This is a genomic window from Rudaea sp. (assembly GCF_036560865.1).
Lineage (GTDB): Bacteria > Pseudomonadota > Gammaproteobacteria > Xanthomonadales > Rhodanobacteraceae > Rudaea.
The window spans coordinates 1-18748 of sequence record NZ_DATBQK010000015.1 but is presented as its reverse complement, the minus strand read 5'-3'; the positions used below and the strand labels follow the sequence as shown (position 1 = coordinate 18748).

19 protein-coding genes are annotated in these 18748 nt (G+C 61.8%); 4 read left to right on the top strand and 15 right to left on the bottom strand.

The window, feature by feature from the left end:
• Positions 1-133 precede the first annotated feature (133 nt).
• Positions 134-736 (top strand): ribosome biogenesis GTP-binding protein YihA/YsxC, encoded by a 603-nt coding sequence (gene yihA / locus VIE67_RS01640; protein WP_332022628.1) that lies wholly within the window; start codon positions 134-136, stop codon positions 734-736.
• Positions 737-855: 119 nt separating this feature from the next.
• On the top strand, positions 856-2220 hold the full coding sequence (locus tag VIE67_RS01635; protein ID WP_332022626.1) for a glutamate--cysteine ligase: 1365 nt from the start codon (positions 856-858) through the stop codon (positions 2218-2220).
• Between the two features lie 9 nt (positions 2221-2229).
• On the opposite strand, the gene VIE67_RS01630 is transcribed toward VIE67_RS01635, so the two are convergent.
• The 8 genes from VIE67_RS01630 to VIE67_RS01595 all read right to left on the bottom strand — a co-directional run bounded on the left by VIE67_RS01630 (position 2230) and on the right by VIE67_RS01595 (position 10231).
• Positions 2230-2631 (bottom strand): type II toxin-antitoxin system VapC family toxin, encoded by a 402-nt coding sequence (locus tag VIE67_RS01630; protein WP_332022624.1) that lies wholly within the window; start codon positions 2629-2631, stop codon positions 2230-2232.
• A 274-nt stretch (positions 2632-2905) separates the two neighbouring features.
• Positions 2906-3142: an AbrB/MazE/SpoVT family DNA-binding domain-containing protein gene (locus VIE67_RS01625; protein ID WP_332022622.1), complete on the bottom strand. Its 237-nt coding sequence runs from the start codon at positions 3140-3142 to the stop codon at positions 2906-2908.
• 113 nt (positions 3143-3255) lie between these two features.
• Complete coding sequence (locus tag VIE67_RS01620) at positions 3256-3699, bottom strand: hypothetical protein (RefSeq protein ID WP_332022620.1); 444 nt, start codon at positions 3697-3699, stop codon at positions 3256-3258.
• A gap of 115 nt (positions 3700-3814) precedes the next feature.
• Complete coding sequence (locus VIE67_RS01615) at positions 3815-5980, bottom strand: M3 family metallopeptidase (RefSeq protein WP_332022618.1); 2166 nt, start codon at positions 5978-5980, stop codon at positions 3815-3817.
• Between the two features lie 73 nt (positions 5981-6053).
• On the bottom strand, positions 6054-8216 hold the full coding sequence (locus VIE67_RS01610; RefSeq protein ID WP_332022616.1) for a M3 family metallopeptidase: 2163 nt from the start codon (positions 8214-8216) through the stop codon (positions 6054-6056).
• A gap of 140 nt (positions 8217-8356) precedes the next feature.
• Positions 8357-8710, bottom strand: coding sequence for a hypothetical protein (locus VIE67_RS01605; RefSeq protein ID WP_332022614.1), 354 nt, complete (start codon positions 8708-8710; stop codon positions 8357-8359).
• 82 nt (positions 8711-8792) lie between these two features.
• Positions 8793-9497, bottom strand: a complete 705-nt coding sequence (gene bioD / locus VIE67_RS01600; RefSeq protein WP_332022612.1) for a dethiobiotin synthase — start codon at positions 9495-9497, stop codon at positions 8793-8795.
• Positions 9494-10231: a TMEM175 family protein gene (locus tag VIE67_RS01595; protein ID WP_332022610.1), complete on the bottom strand. Its 738-nt coding sequence runs from the start codon at positions 10229-10231 to the stop codon at positions 9494-9496. The genes bioD and VIE67_RS01595 overlap by 4 nt, the downstream gene beginning before the upstream one ends.
• Positions 10232-10337: 106 nt before the next feature.
• Between VIE67_RS01595 and msrC the strand changes: the two genes are divergently transcribed.
• On the top strand, positions 10338-10832 hold the full coding sequence (msrC, locus tag VIE67_RS01590) for a free L-methionine (R)-S-oxide reductase MsrC (RefSeq protein ID WP_332022608.1): 495 nt from the start codon (positions 10338-10340) through the stop codon (positions 10830-10832).
• A gap of 19 nt (positions 10833-10851) precedes the next feature.
• Positions 10852-11298 carry a TfoX/Sxy family protein gene (locus VIE67_RS01585; RefSeq protein ID WP_332022606.1) on the top strand — a complete coding sequence of 149 codons (447 nt, stop codon included), beginning with the start codon at positions 10852-10854 and terminating at the stop codon, positions 11296-11298.
• A gap of 36 nt (positions 11299-11334) precedes the next feature.
• Here the strand turns inward: VIE67_RS01585 and VIE67_RS01580 are convergent, their stop codons facing one another.
• From VIE67_RS01580 to VIE67_RS01550, 7 genes are all read right to left on the bottom strand, one after another.
• Positions 11335-12615, bottom strand: coding sequence for a dicarboxylate/amino acid:cation symporter (locus tag VIE67_RS01580; protein ID WP_414707244.1), 1281 nt, complete (start codon positions 12613-12615; stop codon positions 11335-11337).
• A gap of 103 nt (positions 12616-12718) precedes the next feature.
• Positions 12719-13348: a DUF4124 domain-containing protein gene (locus VIE67_RS01575; protein ID WP_332022604.1), complete on the bottom strand. Its 630-nt coding sequence runs from the start codon at positions 13346-13348 to the stop codon at positions 12719-12721.
• 43 nt (positions 13349-13391) lie between these two features.
• A complete protein-coding gene (locus VIE67_RS01570; RefSeq protein WP_332022603.1) occupies positions 13392-14213 on the bottom strand; it encodes an ABC transporter ATP-binding protein in 822 nt (273 codons plus the stop codon).
• A gap of 249 nt (positions 14214-14462) precedes the next feature.
• Entirely contained in the window at positions 14463-15095 is a 633-nt protein-coding gene (locus tag VIE67_RS01565; protein ID WP_332022601.1) for a 2-hydroxychromene-2-carboxylate isomerase, read from the bottom strand.
• A gap of 12 nt (positions 15096-15107) precedes the next feature.
• Positions 15108-16049: a BsuBI/PstI family type II restriction endonuclease gene (locus VIE67_RS01560; RefSeq protein WP_332022599.1), complete on the bottom strand. Its 942-nt coding sequence runs from the start codon at positions 16047-16049 to the stop codon at positions 15108-15110.
• On the bottom strand, positions 16042-17406 hold the full coding sequence (locus tag VIE67_RS01555) for an Eco57I restriction-modification methylase domain-containing protein (RefSeq protein WP_332022597.1): 1365 nt from the start codon (positions 17404-17406) through the stop codon (positions 16042-16044). Before VIE67_RS01555 ends, VIE67_RS01560 begins: the two co-directional genes overlap by 8 nt.
• A gap of 126 nt (positions 17407-17532) precedes the next feature.
• Positions 17533-18748: acyl-CoA dehydrogenase domain-containing protein (locus VIE67_RS01550; protein ID WP_332022595.1), on the bottom strand; the 1216-nt coding region annotated here is incomplete at its 5' end.

Sequence of the window (18748 nt, the reverse complement as noted above, 5' to 3'; positions counted from 1 at the left end):
ACACATCACTCCGAAGACCGTTACGCGGGAATTGCCGGTTTGGCGCGCGGTGTGCAGCGCGGACGCAGGCGCAAAATTATCCCAGTCGCATGCGGGACGGTCAAACTTATTCAAGAACGGCTACGATGCGCGGATGAAAACCAACCCGTTCCGCAGCGCGCAATTCGTGCTCAGCGCCGCCGAAGTCCGCCAATTGCCTGCCGACAGCGGTGCGGAAATCGCGTTTGCCGGGCGCTCGAACGCCGGCAAATCCAGTGCCCTGAACGCGATCTGCGACCAGTCGGGCCTCGCGCGCACCTCGAAAACGCCCGGGCGCACGCAGTTGCTCAACGTGTTCGTCCTCGATGAGGGCCGGCGCCTGATCGATCTGCCCGGCTACGGCTACGCCAAGGTGCCCGAGGCGGTGCGCGAGCGCTGGCGCGCGGCGATCGATGCGTATCTGCGCCAGCGCGATTCGCTGCGCGCGGTGGTCCTGATCATGGATTCGCGCCATCCGCTCAAGGAATTCGACCTGCAGATGCTCGCCTACTGCCGCGATATCGGCTTGGGCTGTCACGTGTTGTTGACCAAGGCCGACAAGCTCTCGCGCGGCGAAGCGGCGGGTACTCTGGCGCTGGTGCGCAAGGAAATCGCGGCACTGGGTTCGAACGCCAGCGTGCAATTGTTCTCGGTACCGGCGAAAACCGGGCTTGACGAAGCGCGGGCGACGCTGATCGGTTTGCTGTCCCAACCCTGACACGCGCGCATGGCTTGCAGCGGCCGCGGTTGTGCCGATGCCGGCCTTTTGATTCACTCGTCTCGCCCCCAACTGCTACTGCGATCGTCCCGATCGCTTTCTTTTCAAACGAGATTCAAATGTCCGGACCCAGCGCAGTCAAGGAAACGCCGATCGAGCGCCGCGAAGAGCTCGTCGAATTTCTGGCGTCCGGCGCGCGTACTACGGACCAGTGGAAAATCGGTACCGAGCACGAGAAGTTCGGCTTCCGCCTCGATGATTTGCGGCCGCCTACATACGAAGGACCACGTGGTATCGGCGTGCTGCTCAAGGGCCTGACCCGATTCGGCTGGGCGCCGGTCGAGGAAGAGGGCAAGATCATCGCGCTCGCGCGCGGCGACGGTTCGATTACGCTCGAACCGGCCGGTCAGCTCGAATTGTCCGGCGGTCAGGTCGACACGATCCACGCCACCTGCACCGAAGTCACCACGCATCTGCGCGAAGTCAAAACCGTCGCCGACGAATTGCAACTCGGCTTTCTCGGCATGGGCTTCCAGCCGAAATGGAAGCGCGACGAGATGCCGTGGATGCCCAAGGGCCGCTACGCGATCATGCATCGCTACATGCCGCTGGTCGGTTCGCTCGGCCTCGACATGATGACGCGCACCTGCACCGTGCAGGTCAATCTCGACTTCGCCAGCGAGGCGGACATGGTGAAGAAATTCCGCGTCTCGCTCGCGCTGCAACCGATCGCGACCGCGCTGTTCGCCGATTCGCCGTTCACCGAAGGCCAGCCGAACGGCTACCTGAGTTATCGCTCGCATATCTGGACCGATACCGATCCGGATCGCACCGGCATGCTCGACTTCGTGTTCGAGGACGGCTTCGGTTTCGAGCGCTACGTCGACTACCTGCTCGATGTGCCGATGTATTTCAGCTATCGCGACGGCAAATACATCGACCTCGCCGGTCAATCGTTCAAGGATTTCCTCGCCGGCAAATTGCCCGGGCTGCCCGGCGCGAAACCGACCATGAAGGATTGGGCCGACCACATGACCACGGCCTTCCCCGAAGTGCGTCTGAAAAAATATCTGGAGATGCGCGGCGCCGACGGCGGCCCGTGGAATCGCCTGTGCGCCTTGCCCGCGTTCTGGGTCGGCTTGCTCTACGATCAGACCGCGCTCGACGCCGCGTGGGATCTGGTCAAGGATTTTTCCATGGCCGAACGCAATGCCTTGCGCGACGGCGTACCCAAATACGCACTCAAACTGCCGTTCCGCAACGGCACGGTGCGCGACCTCGCCGAGCGCGCGCTGGAAATCGCCGGCCATGGTCTCGCGCGTCGCACGCGCCTCAACCGCACCGGCGCCAACGAAGCGGTTTTCCTCGAACCGCTGATCGAATTCGCCGACGCCAATCAGACGCCGGCCGAGCGCAAGCTCGAATTGTTCCACGGCAAGTGGAACGGCAGTGTAGATCCGGTGTTCCGCGAGTTTGCGTACTGACCCACGCGGTTATTTTTGCGCGAGCAGTTTGATCTTCTCGAAGCGCGCGGCGCGGCGGTCGAAGCTGACGGTATGCTCGCAGTCCATCGACACATTGATCAGCGCGATCAATGCATCGGAAAAATCGATGCCGTGGCGATACGCATCCAGTGCGCGCCAGTTCAGATCGGGTGATTCAAGGCGAATGCGATCGATCTCGAACAAGCGCTGCAAAGTCGCCGCAATTTGTTCGCGCGTATAGCCGTAGCCGCTCTCCAGAACCCAGACCAGTTCGCACAGTACGACGCGATTGACGAAGCCGGGCGTGGCCTTGCTGAGCACACGCTCGACGAAATGCGTCGCCGCGCGCGCCTGTGCGGGTTCGTCCTGCACGATGTAACGGACGAGGATATTCGTGTCGATGCCGATCATCTGCGTCTCGGAGCGTTTTCGGTTGAAATGGTTACAACTGCGACTTTGCCTTTGAGTCCCTCTCCCCTTGCGGGAGAGGGGTTGGGGAGAGGGGTTGCGTCCGCGCAAGCGGGCGCCTTCGGCGCCATCCCCTCTCCCGGCACGCTGCGCGTGCCGACCTCCCCCGCAAGGGGGGAGGAAAAAAGCAGGTCGTGCCATAGGTAAGCACTTGAGTCAAAAACGTACTTGCGGTTATCTCGGAGCACGAGGGTCAAACAGCGGACCGTCGCGCTGGTTATTGGCGTGCTGCGCGCTTGCGGATAGCAGCATCCATCGCGGAGAGAGACAGAGGCTTCGCCGGCTTGGGCAGGAAGCCCTTCAGGTCCGTCACCTTGCGCGTGGCCGCGCGCAACTCGACCGTATTTTCGCGAACCGTGAATTCGATCCGGTCGCCGGGCTGCAGATCGAGATAGTCCCGGATTTCCTTCGGAATCGTGGTCTGGCCCTTGCTGGTCAAGGTTGCAGTGCTCATGTCAATCCTTACTTGAAGTAAGCTTCCTTACTTTACCACAATTCGTAATCTGCGTCACGCAACTCGACAACGACCACATGCGCGCCCGGCATCGCCTTGGCCTCGCCTCCCGACTACCTCTGCGACATTTCGACCTTTATGCCTGTCGCACGCATCTCGCATCGACCGGCGCTCCTAACTATTGCGCCGAAGCCATTTTGGCTATCTACGGCAAAGGTCACGATTGGGAATGGAGCCTTCTTTTGCTCTTCGAGCGAAGCGTCTATTGCGTTCTTCATCATCTGAGTTTCAAAAGCAAGCTTGGACGTAGCAGCGTCCTGGTTCATTGAATAAACTTTATGCAAGAGGGACGCGAGTTCGTCAGCCTCTTGGCTCAAGTATTTTGTGACTTCCTCACCGGCAAGAAACTTCTCGCTTGAAAATTTTGCGGTGGCTGGCGACTTAAGATGCTCCTTAACGGACTCTTCGCATTGCGCAAGATCGCCGCCATGACAACTGGCAAGCATGATGCCAAATAGAAAAATGGTTGCCGGTTTCAATCCGTGCAACAAATCCATTGTGGAATGCTCCTCGGGACAGAAGGGATAGAAGTGATTGTAGATGAAACTGATCCGGGGTTTCTTAAGGTAAATCCCTCTCATCTGCCTTGGTTTGTGAGCTCACCGATTGCGACTATTTCTGCGTGCCCGGTTTTGCCGCCTTCAACCCGCGCTCGATCAGCAGCGGCTCGACGCTTGGGTCGCGGCCGCGGAACTCTCGATAGGCGACATCGGTTTCTTCGCTGTTGCCGCGCGACAGCACCATGTCGCGGAAGCGCTGGCCGTTTTCGCGGGTCATGCCGCCGTGTTCCTTGAACCAGTAGAACGCGTCGTCGCGCAGCACGGCGGTCCACAGGTAGGCGTAGTAACCCGCGGCGTAGCCGCTGCCCCAGATGTGGGCGAAGTAGCTTGAGCGATAGCGCGGCGGCACGAGCGCATAGTTGATGTGATAGCGCTTGAGTGCGGCGCGCTCGAAGGCGTCGACATCGTCGCGCTGGGTCATGCTTCGCGGCAGCGTGTGCCAGGCCATGTCGAGCAGCGCCGCGCCGAGATATTCGGTCGTCGCGAAACCCTGGCCGTAGGTGCCGGCGGCCTTGATCTTGGCGAGGAGCGCGGCGGGCATCGGTTCGCCGGTCTTGTAGTGTTTGGCGTAGTTTGCGAACACAGTCGGCTCGTCGGCCCAGTGCTCATTGAACTGCGAGGGGAATTCGACGAAGTCGCGCGGCACGCTGGTGCCCGTGAGCAGCGGATATTTCACGTTCGAGAACATGCCATGCAGCGCGTGGCCGAACTCGTGGAACATCGTGATCACATCGTCGCGGCTGATCAGCGCGGGCTGGCCCGGCGCCGGTTTGGTGAAGTTGGCGACGTTGAACACGACCGGCTTGGTGCCGAGCAAGCCGGACTGGTCGACAAAGGTGCTCATCCATGCGCCGCCAGCCTTGTTGTCGCGCTTGAAATAGTCGGCATAGAACAGCGCCATCGAGGTGCCGTCCTTGTCGAATACCTCGAACACGCGCACGTCGGGCTGGTACACCGGAATGTCGTGGCGCTCCTTGAAGGTGATGCCGTAGAGCTTGTTCGCGGCGAAGAACACGCCGTTCTGCAACACGTTGTCGATCTGGAAATACTGCTTGATCTCGTTTTCGTCGAGCTGGTAGTTCGTCTTCTTGACCTGCTCGGAATAAAACTGCCAATCCCACGGCGCGAGCTTGACGTGATCCTTATCCGCCAGCTTCTGCATCGCCGCGGCTTCGCCCTTCGCCTTGTTCACGGCGGCGGGCACCATGTCGGTCATCAGCTTGATCGCGCGTGCCGGCGTTTTCGCCATCTGATCTTCGAGCACGTAGTCCGCATACGTCTTCGCACCGAACAACTTCGCGCGCTCCGAGCGCAGTTCGGCGATGCGCGAGATCGTCGTGCGCGTATCGTTGTCGTCGCCGTGCTCGGTACGGTTGATCGATGCCATGAACAGCTTTTCGCGCGTGGCGCGATTCCTGAGCGATTCTTGCGCCGGCTGCAAGGTCGTGTTCTGCAGCGCGATCAGCCATTTGCCGTCGAGCTTGCGCGCCTTGGCCGCTTCGGCGGCGGCGGCGATATCGGCGTCGCTCAAGCCCGCGAGCGCGTCGACGCTGTCGAATTCGAGCGCGCCGGCCTTGGTTCCGGCGAGCAGTTTCGTGCGGAACGTCGTGCCCAGCGACGACAGCTCCTTGTTGATTTCGCGCAGCTTCGTCTGATCGCTCGGCGACAGTTCGGCACCGGCGCGCACGAAGTTGCGATAGTAGCGCTCGACGAGGCGTTTCGACTCGGCATCGAGACCGAGCGTGTCGCGTTGTCCATACAGCGCCTTCACGCGTGCGAAAAGTTTGGGATTGAGAAAAATCGCGTCGCGGTGCGCGGCGATTTTCGGCGCTTCTTCCTTCTGCACGTTTTGCAGTACGTCGTTCGTATTCGACTGGCTCAGCGCGAAGAACACCTTGCCGACGCGGGCCAGCAGGGCACCCGTGCGCTCCATCGCGACGATCGTGTTGTCGAGAGTTGGTGCATCGGGGTTATTCGCGATCCGCTCGACCTCGACGATCTCCTGTTTCATGCCTTCTTCAATCGCAGGCTGGAAGTCCGCGTCCTTGATCTTGTCGAACGGCGGCGCCTGAAACGGCAGTGTGCTCGCCTTGAAGAAGGGATTCTCGGCAACCGCTGCCGCGACTTGCGCCTTGGGCGCATCGGCCTTCTTCGGCGTCGGTGCGCAGGCGGCTAGCGCGATGCCCATGACGGGGAACAAGATACGGGAACGAAACATGATGATGGTCTCTGGCAGATTGCGAAAAAACAAACCGCCGCTCAGAGCGACGGTTTGTCGGGACATGCAAGGCTTATTTCGACTTGCTGCTCTTCGGCTTCAAACCGCGCTCGATCAGTAGCGGCTCGACGCTCGGATCGCGGCCGCGGAAGGCACGGTACATCGCGTCCATTTCTTCGGTGCCGCCGCGCGAGAGCACCATGTCGCGAAAGCGCTGACCGTTTTCGCGGGTCATGCCACCGTGTTCCTTGAACCAGTAGAACGCGTCGTCACGCAGCACCGCGGTCCATAGATAGGCGTAATAACCGGCGGAATAGCCGCCACTCCAGATGTGCGCGAAATAACTCGTGCGATAGCGCGGCGGCACGAGCGGGTAATCGACGTGATAGCGCTTGAGTGCGGCGGCCTCGAATTTGTCCACGTCTTCCTTGGGCGCGTCAGCGGGCAGCGTGTGCCAGGCCTGATCGAGCAAGGCTGCGGCAATGTATTCGGTCGTCGCAAAACCCTCGCCGTAGGTGCCGGCGGCCTTGATCTTCGCGATCAGCGCGGCGGGCATCGGCGCGCCGGTCTTGTAGTGTTTGGCGTAGTTGGCGAACACGCTCGGTTCGTCGGCCCAGTGTTCGTTGAACTGCGACGGGAATTCGACGAAATCGCGCGGCGTGTTGGTGCCCGCCAACAGCGGATATTTCACGTTCGAGAACATGCCGTGCAGGGCATGGCCGAATTCGTGGAACATCGTGATCACATCGTCATGACTGATCAGCGCGGGCTGGCCCGCGGCCGGCTTGGTGAAATTGCAGACGTTGAAAGCAACCGGCTTGGTGCCGAGCAGGCCGGACTGGTCGACGAAGGTATCCATCCACGCGCCGCCGGCCTTGTTGTCGCGCTTGAAGTAGTCGGCGTAGAACAGCGCCATCGAGGTGCCGTCCTTGTCGAACACCTCGAACACGCGCACGTCGGGCTGGTACACCGGAATGTCGTGACGTTCCTTGAACGTGATGCCGTAAAGCTTGTTGGCGGCGAAGAACACGCCATCCTGCAGCACGCGATCGAGCAGGAAATACTGCTTGAGCTCGCTATCGTCGAGCTTGAATTCGTTCCGCTTCACCTGCTCGGAATAGAACTGCCAGTCCCACGGCGCGAGCTTGAAGCCGCTCTTCTGCTTGTTGACCAGAGCCTGCATCCCGGCTGCTTCGCGTTTGGCCTTGGCCACGGCCGCCGGCACCATGTCGGTCATCAGCTTGATCGCGCGCTCGGGTGTCTTCGCCATCTGGTCTTCAAGGCTGTAGGCGGCGTAGGTCGGGTAACCGAGCAGCTTGGCCTTCTGCGCACGCAACTGGGCGAGACGCTGGATTGTCGCGCGCGTGTCGTCCGCATCGCCGTGCTCGGCACGCTCGGTCGAGGCTTCGAACAATTTCTTGCGCGTGGCGCGGTCGGTCAGTGAAACCTGCGCAGGTTGCTGCGTGGTGTTTTGCAGCGCGACGACGTACTTGCCTTCGAGCTTGCGGCTCTTCGCCGCTTCGGTCGCGGCGGCGAGATCGCCTTCGCCGAATCCGGCCAGTTCGGCCTTGTCGTCGATCACCAGCGCGCCGGCTTTGGTCGCAGCCAGCAGCTTGTTCTGAAACGCAGTTTGCAGCGTCGACTCTTCCTTGTTCAATTCGCGCAGGGTCGACTGATCTGCCGCGGAGAGTTTCGCGCCGGCGCGCACGAACTTGAGGTAATAGCGCTCGGCGAGAAAACTCGACTCGGCGTCAAGGTGCGCGCGCTGGTCGTAGATAGTCTTCACGCGGGCAAACAACTTTGCGTTGAGATAGATCGCGTCGTCGTGCGCAGCGCGCTTGGGCGCTTCTTCTGCCTGGATCTTCTGCAGCGTGTCGTTGGTGTTCGCCTGCGCGATCGCATCGAACACCTTGGTCACACGCACGTACAGCGCACCGGCGCGCTCCATCGCCACGATCGTGTTGTCGAAGCTCGGCGCTGCGGTTTGATTGGCGATCTTCTCGGCTTCGGCGAGATGCTGCTTGATGCCTTCCTCGATCGCCGGCTGGTAGTCGGCATCGGTGATCTTGTCGAACGGCGGCGCCTGATATTGCAGCGTGCTCGCGCTGAAGAACGGATTTGCGGCGACTGGCGCCGTGGTGGCGGCGGGTTTCGCCGGCTCGGCTTTCTGTGGCGCTTGCGCGCAGGCGGCGAGAACGATGGTCATGGCGAGAAATAAAGGTCGGATGCGTAGCATGTAGGGAATTCCTCGGTCAGGGACTCGCTGGGAAAAATGGGCGGCGCGCAAGCCGCGCCAGCATGGGACGAACGATCACCATAGCGATGCTGCATTGCGTTGAGCATGTGCCGTTTGGCCTAGAGGGCGCGTGTCGCGGGTCAGGCTGCGTGGACGTCGCGCAAGGTCCAGTGCGCGCCGATCAGCAGGCCGAGGCGGTGCTTGAGCAGCGCATACGACAGCATGGTCGTCACCTGGGCGGTGGTGTGCAGATCGGATTGCCGGGCGACGACGCTGGCCTGTGGATCGCAGGCGCCGAGCGCGTCATCAACCGCATCCGGGTCGGGCTGCATCGCGCGCCAGCGCTGCATCAGCGACGGCGCGCGCAGCGCGGCCTGCAGTTCGCTGGCGAAACTTTCCGCGGAAGTGCCGTCGAACGACAGCGCCTGAATCTTGCCGCGCGCATGGGCGAGATCGGGAATGACCAGATAGAAACACTGATTGATGCCTGCCATCGGCAACTCCGCGCGTGGGTGGAATGGGCAGTTTACCAGTTTGATCAGTCGCGCCAGCGCCGGCAGCGCGCCCTGGCATGTGTCAGTCGGGCCCCGGCGCGTGAATCGAAAGCCAGTCGCATGCGGCATCGAGATGGGTTGCGAGTTCGCTGGCGTCTGCGCGCTCGGAATATGGCAGTACACCCAGGCACGGCGATCCCAGTCGCGCGCGCAACGTGGCCAGATTATCGTCGACGCGCAACATATCCGCATCGATGCAGTTGCCAACCCAACCCAGCAGTTCGCAGCCATCGGCCTGGATCGCGCGCGCGCTGAGCAACGCATGATTGAGGCAGCCCAGACGCAGGCCGACGACGAGAATCACCGGCACGCGCAGAACCTGCGCCAGTGCGCTTTGCATCAACACGGGCCCGAGCGGCGCCATCCAGCCGCCGACGCCCTCGACGACGGTAAATTGGGACATTGTGGACAATGCGTCGAATGCGGCGCCGATGCGCCCGATCTCGATTTCGATGCCGGCATCGGCGGCGGCCAGATGCGGTGCGATCGGGTCGGCAAACGCATAGGGGTTGACCAGCGCGTACTCGGGCGCGCCCGCGCTGTGCGCAATCAACAACTGCGCATCTGAATTGCGCAGACCCCGCGGCGTTATGGCGCAGCCACTGGCGACCGGTTTCATGCCGAGCGCGCGCACGCCGAGCGCATTCAACGCGGCCAGCAGCGATGCGGCGACCACGGTCTTGCCGACGCCGGTATCGGTGCCGGTGATGTAGACGCCGCGGTTCACGACGCGACCGCACCGGGTGCAAGCTCGGCAAACCGCCGGCCGTAGCCGCGTTTCAGCAGCCTCGCGATGGGAATGATCAAGAGATAAATCGCACCCGGCATTGAGGTGGTCCATGGCCTGTCTTCGAACGGCAGGAACAGAGCGAGCGCGATCGACAGGAAGGCGATCGCACAGAACCAACAGGTCAGGGCGAGACGCAATCGTGTCGCCAGCACTTCGGCGTCGTCGAGTCCGATCGTCGTGCGCAGTTTCAGCGCATGCCGATAGAGCAAAGCAAGGACGATCCAGATCGCCGCGTAACCAAGCCCGAAGACGACGAAAGCAGCGCGCAGCTCGAAATAACTGTGCAGGTCCACCGGCTGGTCCACGAGCCAGCCATTGCTGACCGAGGCGAACATGAGAGCGAACAACAGGCGCAAGGGATAGACATAGACCAGTACGAAGAATACAAGGATCAGGCTCAGCACTGTCGTGGTCGTATCGTCGATATCGTAGTGACGGCTCCAGTTGCGATGGCTCAACCAGATGCGTGCGATCAGGGCGAAGCAGGCCGCGAAGGTGGGCAGGCCGCGCAGCGCCTGCAACATCTCGGATACCGATTGCGGCATATGCCCGAACGAGATCACCACCAGCGTGACCGCAAACGCAAATGCGGCGTCGACAAAGCCTTCGAGCCGGGTCGGCTCATGGCGGCGGACGCGCATCGCACTGTCGAGCGTTGGTGGTTTCGGCATGGGTCGGGCGATCGATTCTCGAATTCCGACGCAGGATAGGTGCTGGCGTACCCAAAGCAAAGCCTTGCGCTGCGCTAGAATAGGCGCATTCAATCCGGAATCGAGCATGTTTACCGCCACTGCATTGCGCGCCACCGACAAGGCCGAGCAATACGCCGAGCTTGCCGAGCAGGCGCGCGGCCTGTTGCATGGCGAGCACGACCGCATCGCCAACGCGGCGAATCTTTCCGCGCTGGTCTACGGCGCGCTGCCCGAACTCAACTGGAGCGGATTCTATTTTTTCGACGGTACCGAACTGGTGGTCGGCCCGTTCCAGGGCAAACCGGCCTGCGTGCGCATCGCGCTCGGCAAGGGCGTCTGCGGCACCGCTGCGACGGAACGGCGCACCCAGGTCGTGCGCGATGTGAATGCATTCCCGGGTCATATCGCCTGCGATGCGGCATCGCGCTCGGAAATCGTCGTGCCGCTGTTTCAGGGTGATACGCTGCTCGGCGTGTTCGATGTGGACAGCCCGGTGCCCGAGCGCTTCGACGACGATGACCGCGCCGGCATGGAACAACTGGCAAAAATATACCTGGATTCGCTGCGCGGCGATCGCTAGCCGCCCTGGAGAGCAGATGGTGGACAAGACGACCACGGACAAAACCGGGGCGCAGAAAATCCGCAATGTCGGCCCGAAGTCGGCCGCGTGGCTGCGCCAGGTCGGCGTGCGCACGCAGGAAGATCTGGTGCGTCTCGGCGCGGTCGAAGCGTTCATGAAGGTCAAGCGCGCCGGCTTCCGGCCGAGTCTCAACCTGCTCTACGCGCTCGAGGGCGCGCTCGCCAATTGCCATTGGGCCGATCTGCCCGACGAGCGCAAGGCGGCGCTGCTGCTTGCGGCCGAATCCGCCGAGGCGGCCAATCCGATCAAGACGCGCTGGCAGAAGCAGGTCGAGCGCAGCGAGCACGGCGGCAATCTGCGCACGCACGATAGCCGCGACTCCGATGCGCCCGCGCCGGGGTCGCTCGACGATGTGGACGGCGGCGACGCGGGCGCTGCGGGCAAAGCGGGGAATCGTTTCGAGTAAGCCCGCGCAGCCGCGCGCGCCGCGCCCGGCGCGGTCTCAGGCGACTTCCGCCGCCTCGATAAAGCCCGGGTCCGACAGTTCGCGTTGCAACTGATCGCTGTCGAGCTCCTTCTCCCATTTCGACACGACGATCGTGGCAACGCCGTTGCCGATGAAGTTGGTCAGCGCGCGGCATTCGCTCATGAAGCGGTCGACGCCGAGGATCAGGGCCATGCCGGCGACCGGAATGCCCGGCACCACGGCCAGGGTCGCGGCGAGCGTGATGAAGCCCGCGCCGGTGACGCCCGATGCGCCCTTGCTGGTCAGCATCGCCACCGCAAGCAGGGACAGCTGCTGGCCGAGGCTGAGGTTGATATTCAGCGCCTGCGCAATGAACAGCGACGCCATCGTCATGTAGATATTGGTGCCGTCGAGATTGAACGAATATCCCGATGGCACGACCAGGCCGACCACGGATTTGGAGCAGCCGAGTTTCTCGAGCTTTTCCATCAACGGCACGAGTGCGCTTTCCGACGAACTGGTGCCGAGCACGGTCAGCAGTTCCATCTTGATGTAATTGATGAAGCGGAAAATGGAAAACCCGGTAAAGCGCGCGATCGTGCCGAGCACGATAATCACAAACAACGCCGCGGTCAGATAGAACGTGCCGACCAGGGCAGCCATGTTGGCGATGCTCTTGGGCCCGTATTTGCCGATCGTGAACGCCATCGCGCCGAATGCGCCGAGCGGCGCGACTTTCATCACCAGGTTGACCATGCCGAACAGCACTTTGGACGCCACTTCGAGAAAGGTGAAGACCGGTTTGCCCTTGTCGCCGAGGCGCGACAGCACGAAGCCGAACAGAATCGCGATCACCAGCACCTGCAGCAGGTCGCCATTGGCGGTGAAGGCGTCGACAAAAGTCTTCGGAACGATGTGCAGGATGAAATCGGTGGTGTTCTGCTCGCCGGCCTGCTTGGCGTAGGCGGCGACGGATTTCGCATCGAGGGTGGCGGGATCGACGTTGAAGCCTTTGCCCGGCTGCACGAGGTTCATCACGATCAGGCCGAGCGCGAGCGCGAAGGTCGAGACGATCTCGAAATAGAGCAGCGCCTTGCCGCCCACGCGGCCGACCTTTTTCATGTCGGCCATGCCGGCGATGCCGAGCACGACGGTGAGGAAGATCACCGGCGAAATCAGCATCTTCACCAGATTGATGAACAGATCGCCGAGCCACTTCATGCCGGCGCCGAGTTGCGGATTGAGCCAGCCCAGAAGGCCGCCGAGAATGATGCCGATCAGCACCCAGAAATACAGATGACGCGTCAAACCCTTCATGTCCCTCTCCCCGATGTTCAGCCGCCTCGGAATGAGCCGCTCTGGTTATTCCTGGCGTGAATCGAACCGGGCTAACTTAACTCGCGTCGTGCCCCTTCGAACATCAGCAACCATCGAGATCGTCGCGCAGTTCCTGCTGACGCGGCTCGAGTACGGTGCGATCGTCCTTGAACGCGTTGTGCAGTTTCTTGTCGACCGCGTCGAGCTCGCCGCGCAGGTAGGTGCAGGTCTGCGCGGGGCTTGCCGGCGAGCACGCATCGCGGACCTCGACATAATCCCCGGCCATCGCGTTGCGTCCGTTGGCGGGCGCGGGCGCCTTGCTCGATCCGCCACCCGGGCCGTAGACCTGGGCCAGGCTCTGCGGCGGATAGCCCAAGATGCCGGCCGGAACGAGCCGGCTCGGCGGCGAACCATTCTGGCTGACGTATTGCGTGCCGTCCTCCGCGCGCGTGCACATCCACAGTTGCGGCAACGGTTTGCGCGGCGGCGGCTCGGGTGGTGGCGGTGGGGCCGCGGGTGCGGCGGCGACCGGTGCTGCGGCGGGCGCGGCAGCGGGAGGTGGCGGTGGTGCGCCGACGTCGATCGCCGTCTCGTGGTCACCCTTGGCGCAGGCCTTGTCCTGGAAGGATATGTCGCCGTGCGCATTTGCGCATTTGTATACGATGCGTGCGCCGGCGTCGCGCGCGGCGAAAGCGGCTATCAGAACAGCGACAACGAGAAGGCGCGGCGGCATGGGGGCGATTCTACGCGCAGCGGCGGGCGCGTTGCATCTGTCGTCAATGATCGAATTCGGCATGAAAATAGCCATGATCCCTGCGCACGCGGATCGGCGCGGCGTACTGCTCGCTGAGCACCAGCGAACGCAGCATGTCGGCCTTCGTGCCGGCGGCGAACACGCGCCCGCCGCGCAGCAGGATCACATGCTCGATTTCGGGCAGGATTTCCTCCAGATGGTGGGTGACCAGGATCAGGGTCGTGCCCGCACGCGCCAGCTCACGCAGGCTTTCGAGCAGGGTGCGCTGGGCGACGAAATCCAGGCCCGTGGTCGGTTCGTCGAGCAGCAGCGCGCCCGGATCGTGCACCAGCGCACGCGCGATCAGCACGCGCCTCGCCTCGCCGGTCGACAGGGTAGAGAAGCGGCGCGCGGCCAGATGCACGGCGCCGAGACGTTCGAGTGCGCTGCGCGCGGCGGCGCGCATTTCCGCGCTGACCGCGTGATTGAACGACAGCACCTGACTGGCGAAGAAGCCCGAGATCACCGCATCGAGCGCATCGACCAGATCGTCACCGACCAGGCGCTGTTGCAGATCGCCGGAGACGATGCCGATCAGCCTGCGCAGCTCGAATACATCCCAGCGCTCGCGCCCAAGCAGGCGGATCGGCGCAGGACGCTCCGGCGCGTGCGCAAGCGGGTAGTCGTCGCGATGGATCATGCGCACCAGCGAGGATTTGCCCGAGCCATTCGGGCCGAGGATCGCCGTGTGCTGGCCCTGCTCGATGCGCAGCGACAGGCCGCAGAGGATTTCGTTGCCGCCACGCATGAGGCGCGCGTCATTGAGTTCGAGCAGGGGTACGCGTTCGGTGTTGATGGGGGTCATTGTTGCGTTGATGGATCAAACGAACGCGCATTGTATAGGCGTAGCAGCCCCCATCCGCCTTCGGCATCTTGTACTCGCCATGTCCATATGGCTCGCCCTGCGGGCAGCATTCGCTGGAAACATCGGCAATCCTGCCGATGTTTCCCCGCTGCGCAGGGGAAGGGAAACCGAAAGCATCGTGGACTGATTCCTTCCTCCGCTTGCGGGGGAAGGTGGCGGCAGCCGGAAGGGGGCGCTCGTCCTTGAAGATCAGCGCCGGCGTTCGATACCCACGGGCAGATTCGCAATGCGCCGATATTCGGCGTTGTCGAAACGGTCCGGATGCGCGAGCCAGTCCTCGATCATCGGCGCCGTGTCGTTGCCCCAGAACAGCTCGGCGCCGATGCGCAGCGTTGGCACGCCGAATACGCCGGCCGTGATCGCGCCTTCCGTGTTCGCGCGCAATGCGTTCTTGATATTTGCGTCATTTGTTGCATTTTCCACATTTTCAATGCCGAGCGTGCGACCGACCTCGGCAAGTTCAGTGGCATTTGCGCCGGCGTTGCCGTCGCGCCAGAGGTGATCGAAAATCGCCGCGATCGATTCCCAGCTCGTGCCGGCGGCGATGCACAGCCTCAGCGCGGTCATCGGGTTGAACGGATGCACGGGCGGGAAGCGCAGTGCGATGCCGGCCTGTTCGGCCTGCCATTGCACGAAGCGGTAGGTGAATTCGCGCCGCCCCGGGATTTCGGCGGGGCCCAGATTGCCCTGATGCTTGAGGACGGCACCGAACATGATCGGCACGGGCGTGATCTCAAACCGCTCGCGCCAGCCCAGCACCTTGCCCAGTTGCAGGTATGAGAACGGCGAAATGAAATCGAAGTACCAGTGGCCTGTCATCATCTGAAACTCGTATTACTCGTAAGGTCCGAGGAATCGCTCGCCATCGAAGTGAACGAGATGATCCGGAGCGTCGGCACACCAGACCTCGGACTCCCAAGCAATGTCGTTCAAATACTTGCTCATGACTTTGCGCGTGGGGAATGCGGTGACGAACACCAGCCCGAGGCGTACCGTGGAAAACAGACGCTTGAGTTCCTCGTGGCGCTTGGCATTGACGGGACCGTGGCTGGTGACGGCTTCGCAAAGCAGGATCCACCCTTTGGCGGTATCGTGAATCACGACATCTGGCATCTTGCCATGGCTGTCCAGTTCCGCGCCTAGTGCTGCAAGCGCGTTGTTATCCAGAAAGCCCCACTTGTCGCCTGTGTCTCCAGCGTAGATCAACGTGGATCCGGGTGCGAAACGCGGCGCGAATTCCTCAACGAGTTTGCGGATCAGGTCCGAATGCGGGCCGGGCGAAAGCTGGATCGTGAGCCCACCACCGATTTTCACCGGCACACTGGCTAGCTTGCGCGGCCTGGCATATTTCCTTGCAAGACTGCCATTGCGCTTGAGAAAGCCCGAAAGATTCTGCTTCCATTGCGCGCTGCCAAAGCTGTGGATCAAAGTCAGTGCTTCCGGACTAATTTGATATGCGGCTTTCGGAGAATTCACGGCCCGCCCGGGATCGTCCGGGTTGTATAGAGCGATTCCGGCCGCGCAGAATTGATGCATGGTTTGACGTCGTATCGTTTCGCGTGTATTGGCCGCATAAGGGCGATCCATGTAGTGCTCGGCTGCAAACTCCATGATCGGAGTAATGCCGATGAGGTGCGCAGAGGCATTGCTCCAAGGCGTCTTCGGCTTCAAGCCGCAGATGGCGAGCAGGCAGAGTGCCGATCGCATATTCAGTTGCGCGCGCGGCATGTCGAGCGCGGTCAGAATCTGCAATGCCTCCTTGACTTTCTTATACATTGGCCATCGCTTCCAATTCCGAAATCGATGGGTATTTCAGACGGCGCAGATCGGTTGCATTGACTTGAGTGTGACCGGAAAACGTACGAAAGTAGTCGTCTACCGCCTGCGAGTTCAAGTATGCGCACAACCCCTTGGCAACGCTTTCCGGAAGTCCGTGCCGACTACGATGGAATACGTTGAGGTGGTTTTCAAACCCGAGACGTTCACCAGGTAAAGCATTTGCCGGCAACACATGGGCGACGATGCGGCGTTTCTCTTCTTTGGATGTAAATCGTCGCGTAACGACATAACAGCCATTCGGCATCAACCAGGACCGCGTCTGTGCGTTTACGCTTATCGCGTTTGGTTTGCGTCCATCGCGTGGCCATTGCAGGCCGCCGCTGAAGTGCGCGGCGTAGAGCATGGGAACGCTGCCTTCCAGCGGCTGCGACTGCAAATGCTCGCGCAAGCGAAAATCGACGACGGGTCCAGTGCACACGTCGATATCGAGTTCCTGCAAGGATCCGCCCTTCAGTGTCAACGAGCGGGGGGCACGCGGCGCCGGTACGTGAATGAAAAGGTCGGCATCGCCCGGCGTGACGATTTCATCGAACGGCAGGACGTGTTCGTGCAAGTCCGCGAAACTGTCGTCTGCCGATGACGAAACGACGACATTCCCTTGCTCGCCACCTGCGACCATTTTCAGAATCACGTTTTCCTGGAGCACCTTGTCGTCGGCAAAGGCCATATCCCGGCGATCGAACAAGTGGATGCGTACCAACGCTACGCGGTCTAGAAGCCAGTATCTGAATGCCTTGAAGTATGGGCCGTTCATGAAAGAGCGTGGGACGATCGCCACGATTTGTGCGTTGCGTGCGCTTTGCGCGATCGCGCAGGCCATGAAGGCTGCGTAGAGGTTGGACGTCTCCAGTCCAAGTTTCGATACAAGCCGGCGGGCGAGAGAGGTTGTCCCGATCTTTTTGTACGGAGGATTGGCTATGACATGGGTGTAGGCATTGCGACCATCGAGAGTCAGCTTGCGCACGGTGGCTTCGATGAAATCGAGCGCCAACACAGTGGCGTTCACGTTTGGCAGGTCTTGCAGCGTCTTGCGCAGATCGGATTGGAAGTGAGCATCGATCTCGAAGCACGACGCATGGATTTTTCGTTTCCCTGCTGCGTGAGCGAATGCAGCGGTCAGCGATCCGATACCTGCGCCGGGGTCGAGCAGTTCGATCGGGACATCATCGAAATCGAAAAGCGACGCCATAAATCGCGCCACGGTTTGTGGTGTGAAGAATTGGCCATAAGCGGCCCGGTGATCATGGCCTAAACCCAGCGTCGCATTGAGCCGACGCGCTTCGATGTCTGCCATTTGCGAGGATTGCGTAAGTTCCATACGACGCGATTCTAACTCGCCGTGTTTCTCAAATGCTGAGAAAGCGATTTACTGAGACAAGACTGGCTCGCTACTGTCGCAGCAGAGTGGCATTGCCAGCAATCAATGCAGGTTCTTGAACGTTTCCGGATCGAACGCATCGACCGCGATGACCTCGTTGCGCGCGGCTTCGGCCTCCTGCAGCAAGTCGTACTCGGCCTGGGTGATGACGCCGGCCTCCAGGCCCTTTTCGTCGAGCATATAGCCCGGCGCGCGATCGAGTTGGCCGGCGCGCACTGCGTCGCGCAATTTGGTTTCGATCGGGATCGCGCGCACGGCCTTGTCGAGCGCGGCTTCGAGCGCGCCCAGACCGACTTCGGTCGGCGGCGGCACGAAGATATCCTCGGTCAGGTTGATGCGCGCCTCGCGATCTTCGAGGATGTCGCGCGCGACGCGCGCGCCGAGCTTGTCCGACGGCGGACGAAAGCGCGCGCCGAGCGGGAAGATCGCCAGGCGCAGGATGAATGCGGCAGTGCGCGTCGGCAGGTTCTCGATCACGCCGCGCAGCGCTTCCTGCAGGCGGTACAGACACAACTCCACGCTCCAGCAGACCAGGTTGTAGTTCGCCGTGGTTTTGGCTTCGTCGTGATAGCGCTTCAATGCAGCCGAGGCGAGATACAGATTCGCCAGCGCATCGGCGAGCCGCCCGGAAATTTTTTCGCGGCGTTTGAGCGAGCCGCCGAGCGTGCCCATCGCGATGTCCGAGCTGAGCTCGAACGCGGCGGAGAAGCGCGACAGATGCTGGTAGTAGCGCGCAGTGTCCTGCACCTGCGGCACGGCCGCGAGACGGCTGCCGGTGAACGCGAGCAACTTCGCGCGCACGACATTGCGCACGACCAGATTGACATGCCCGAACAACGCGGCATCGAATTTCTTCAGATCGTTGTCCGCAACCGCGGTGATCTCCTTCTGCACGAACGGATGGCAGCGGATCGCGCCCTGGCCGTAGATGATCATCGAGCGCGTGAGGATGTTCGCGCCTTCGACCGTGATGCCGATCGGCACCGCGTCCCAGGCGCGAGCGAGCGAGTTGCGCGGTCCCTTCTGGATCGCCGAGCCGGCGCGGATATCCATCGCGTCGATGACGACCTCGCGCATGCCGTCGGTCAGATAGGCTTTCGCGATCGCCGACAGCACGGCGGGTTTCTCGCCCGCATCGAGCGCGCCGCAGGTCAGCGTGCGCGTCGCGCTCATCATGTAGGTCTTGCCGGCGATGCGCGCCAGCGGTTCCTCGATGCCTTCGAAGCGGCCGATCGGCGTATCGAACTGTTCGCGCACC

Bases quoted from the DNA above. Each gene is read 5' to 3' on its own strand.
- yihA (WP_332022628.1), top strand. From the start codon at position 134: ATGAAAACCAACCCGTTCCGCAGCGCGCAATTCGTGCTCAGCGCCGCC.
- VIE67_RS01635 (WP_332022626.1), top strand. From the start codon at position 856: ATGTCCGGACCCAGCGCAGTCAAGGAAACGCCGATCGAGCGCCGCGAA.
- VIE67_RS01630 (WP_332022624.1), bottom strand. From the start codon at position 2,631: ATGATCGGCATCGACACGAATATCCTCGTCCGTTACATCGTGCAGGAC.
- VIE67_RS01625 (WP_332022622.1), bottom strand. From the start codon at position 3,142: ATGAGCACTGCAACCTTGACCAGCAAGGGCCAGACCACGATTCCGAAG.
- VIE67_RS01620 (WP_332022620.1), bottom strand. From the start codon at position 3,699: ATGGATTTGTTGCACGGATTGAAACCGGCAACCATTTTTCTATTTGGC.
- VIE67_RS01615 (WP_332022618.1), bottom strand. From the start codon at position 5,980: ATGTTTCGTTCCCGTATCTTGTTCCCCGTCATGGGCATCGCGCTAGCC.
- VIE67_RS01610 (WP_332022616.1), bottom strand. From the start codon at position 8,216: ATGCTACGCATCCGACCTTTATTTCTCGCCATGACCATCGTTCTCGCC.
- VIE67_RS01605 (WP_332022614.1), bottom strand. From the start codon at position 8,710: ATGGCAGGCATCAATCAGTGTTTCTATCTGGTCATTCCCGATCTCGCC.
- VIE67_RS01595 (WP_332022610.1), bottom strand. From the start codon at position 10,231: ATGCCGAAACCACCAACGCTCGACAGTGCGATGCGCGTCCGCCGCCAT.
- msrC (WP_332022608.1), top strand. From the start codon at position 10,338: ATGTTTACCGCCACTGCATTGCGCGCCACCGACAAGGCCGAGCAATAC.
- VIE67_RS01580 (WP_414707244.1), bottom strand. From the start codon at position 12,615: ATGAAGGGTTTGACGCGTCATCTGTATTTCTGGGTGCTGATCGGCATC.
- VIE67_RS01575 (WP_332022604.1), bottom strand. From the start codon at position 13,348: ATGCCGCCGCGCCTTCTCGTTGTCGCTGTTCTGATAGCCGCTTTCGCC.
- VIE67_RS01570 (WP_332022603.1), bottom strand. From the start codon at position 14,213: ATGACCCCCATCAACACCGAACGCGTACCCCTGCTCGAACTCAATGAC.
- VIE67_RS01565 (WP_332022601.1), bottom strand. From the start codon at position 15,095: ATGATGACAGGCCACTGGTACTTCGATTTCATTTCGCCGTTCTCATAC.
- VIE67_RS01560 (WP_332022599.1), bottom strand. From the start codon at position 16,049: ATGTATAAGAAAGTCAAGGAGGCATTGCAGATTCTGACCGCGCTCGAC.
- VIE67_RS01555 (WP_332022597.1), bottom strand. From the start codon at position 17,406: ATGGCAGACATCGAAGCGCGTCGGCTCAATGCGACGCTGGGTTTAGGC.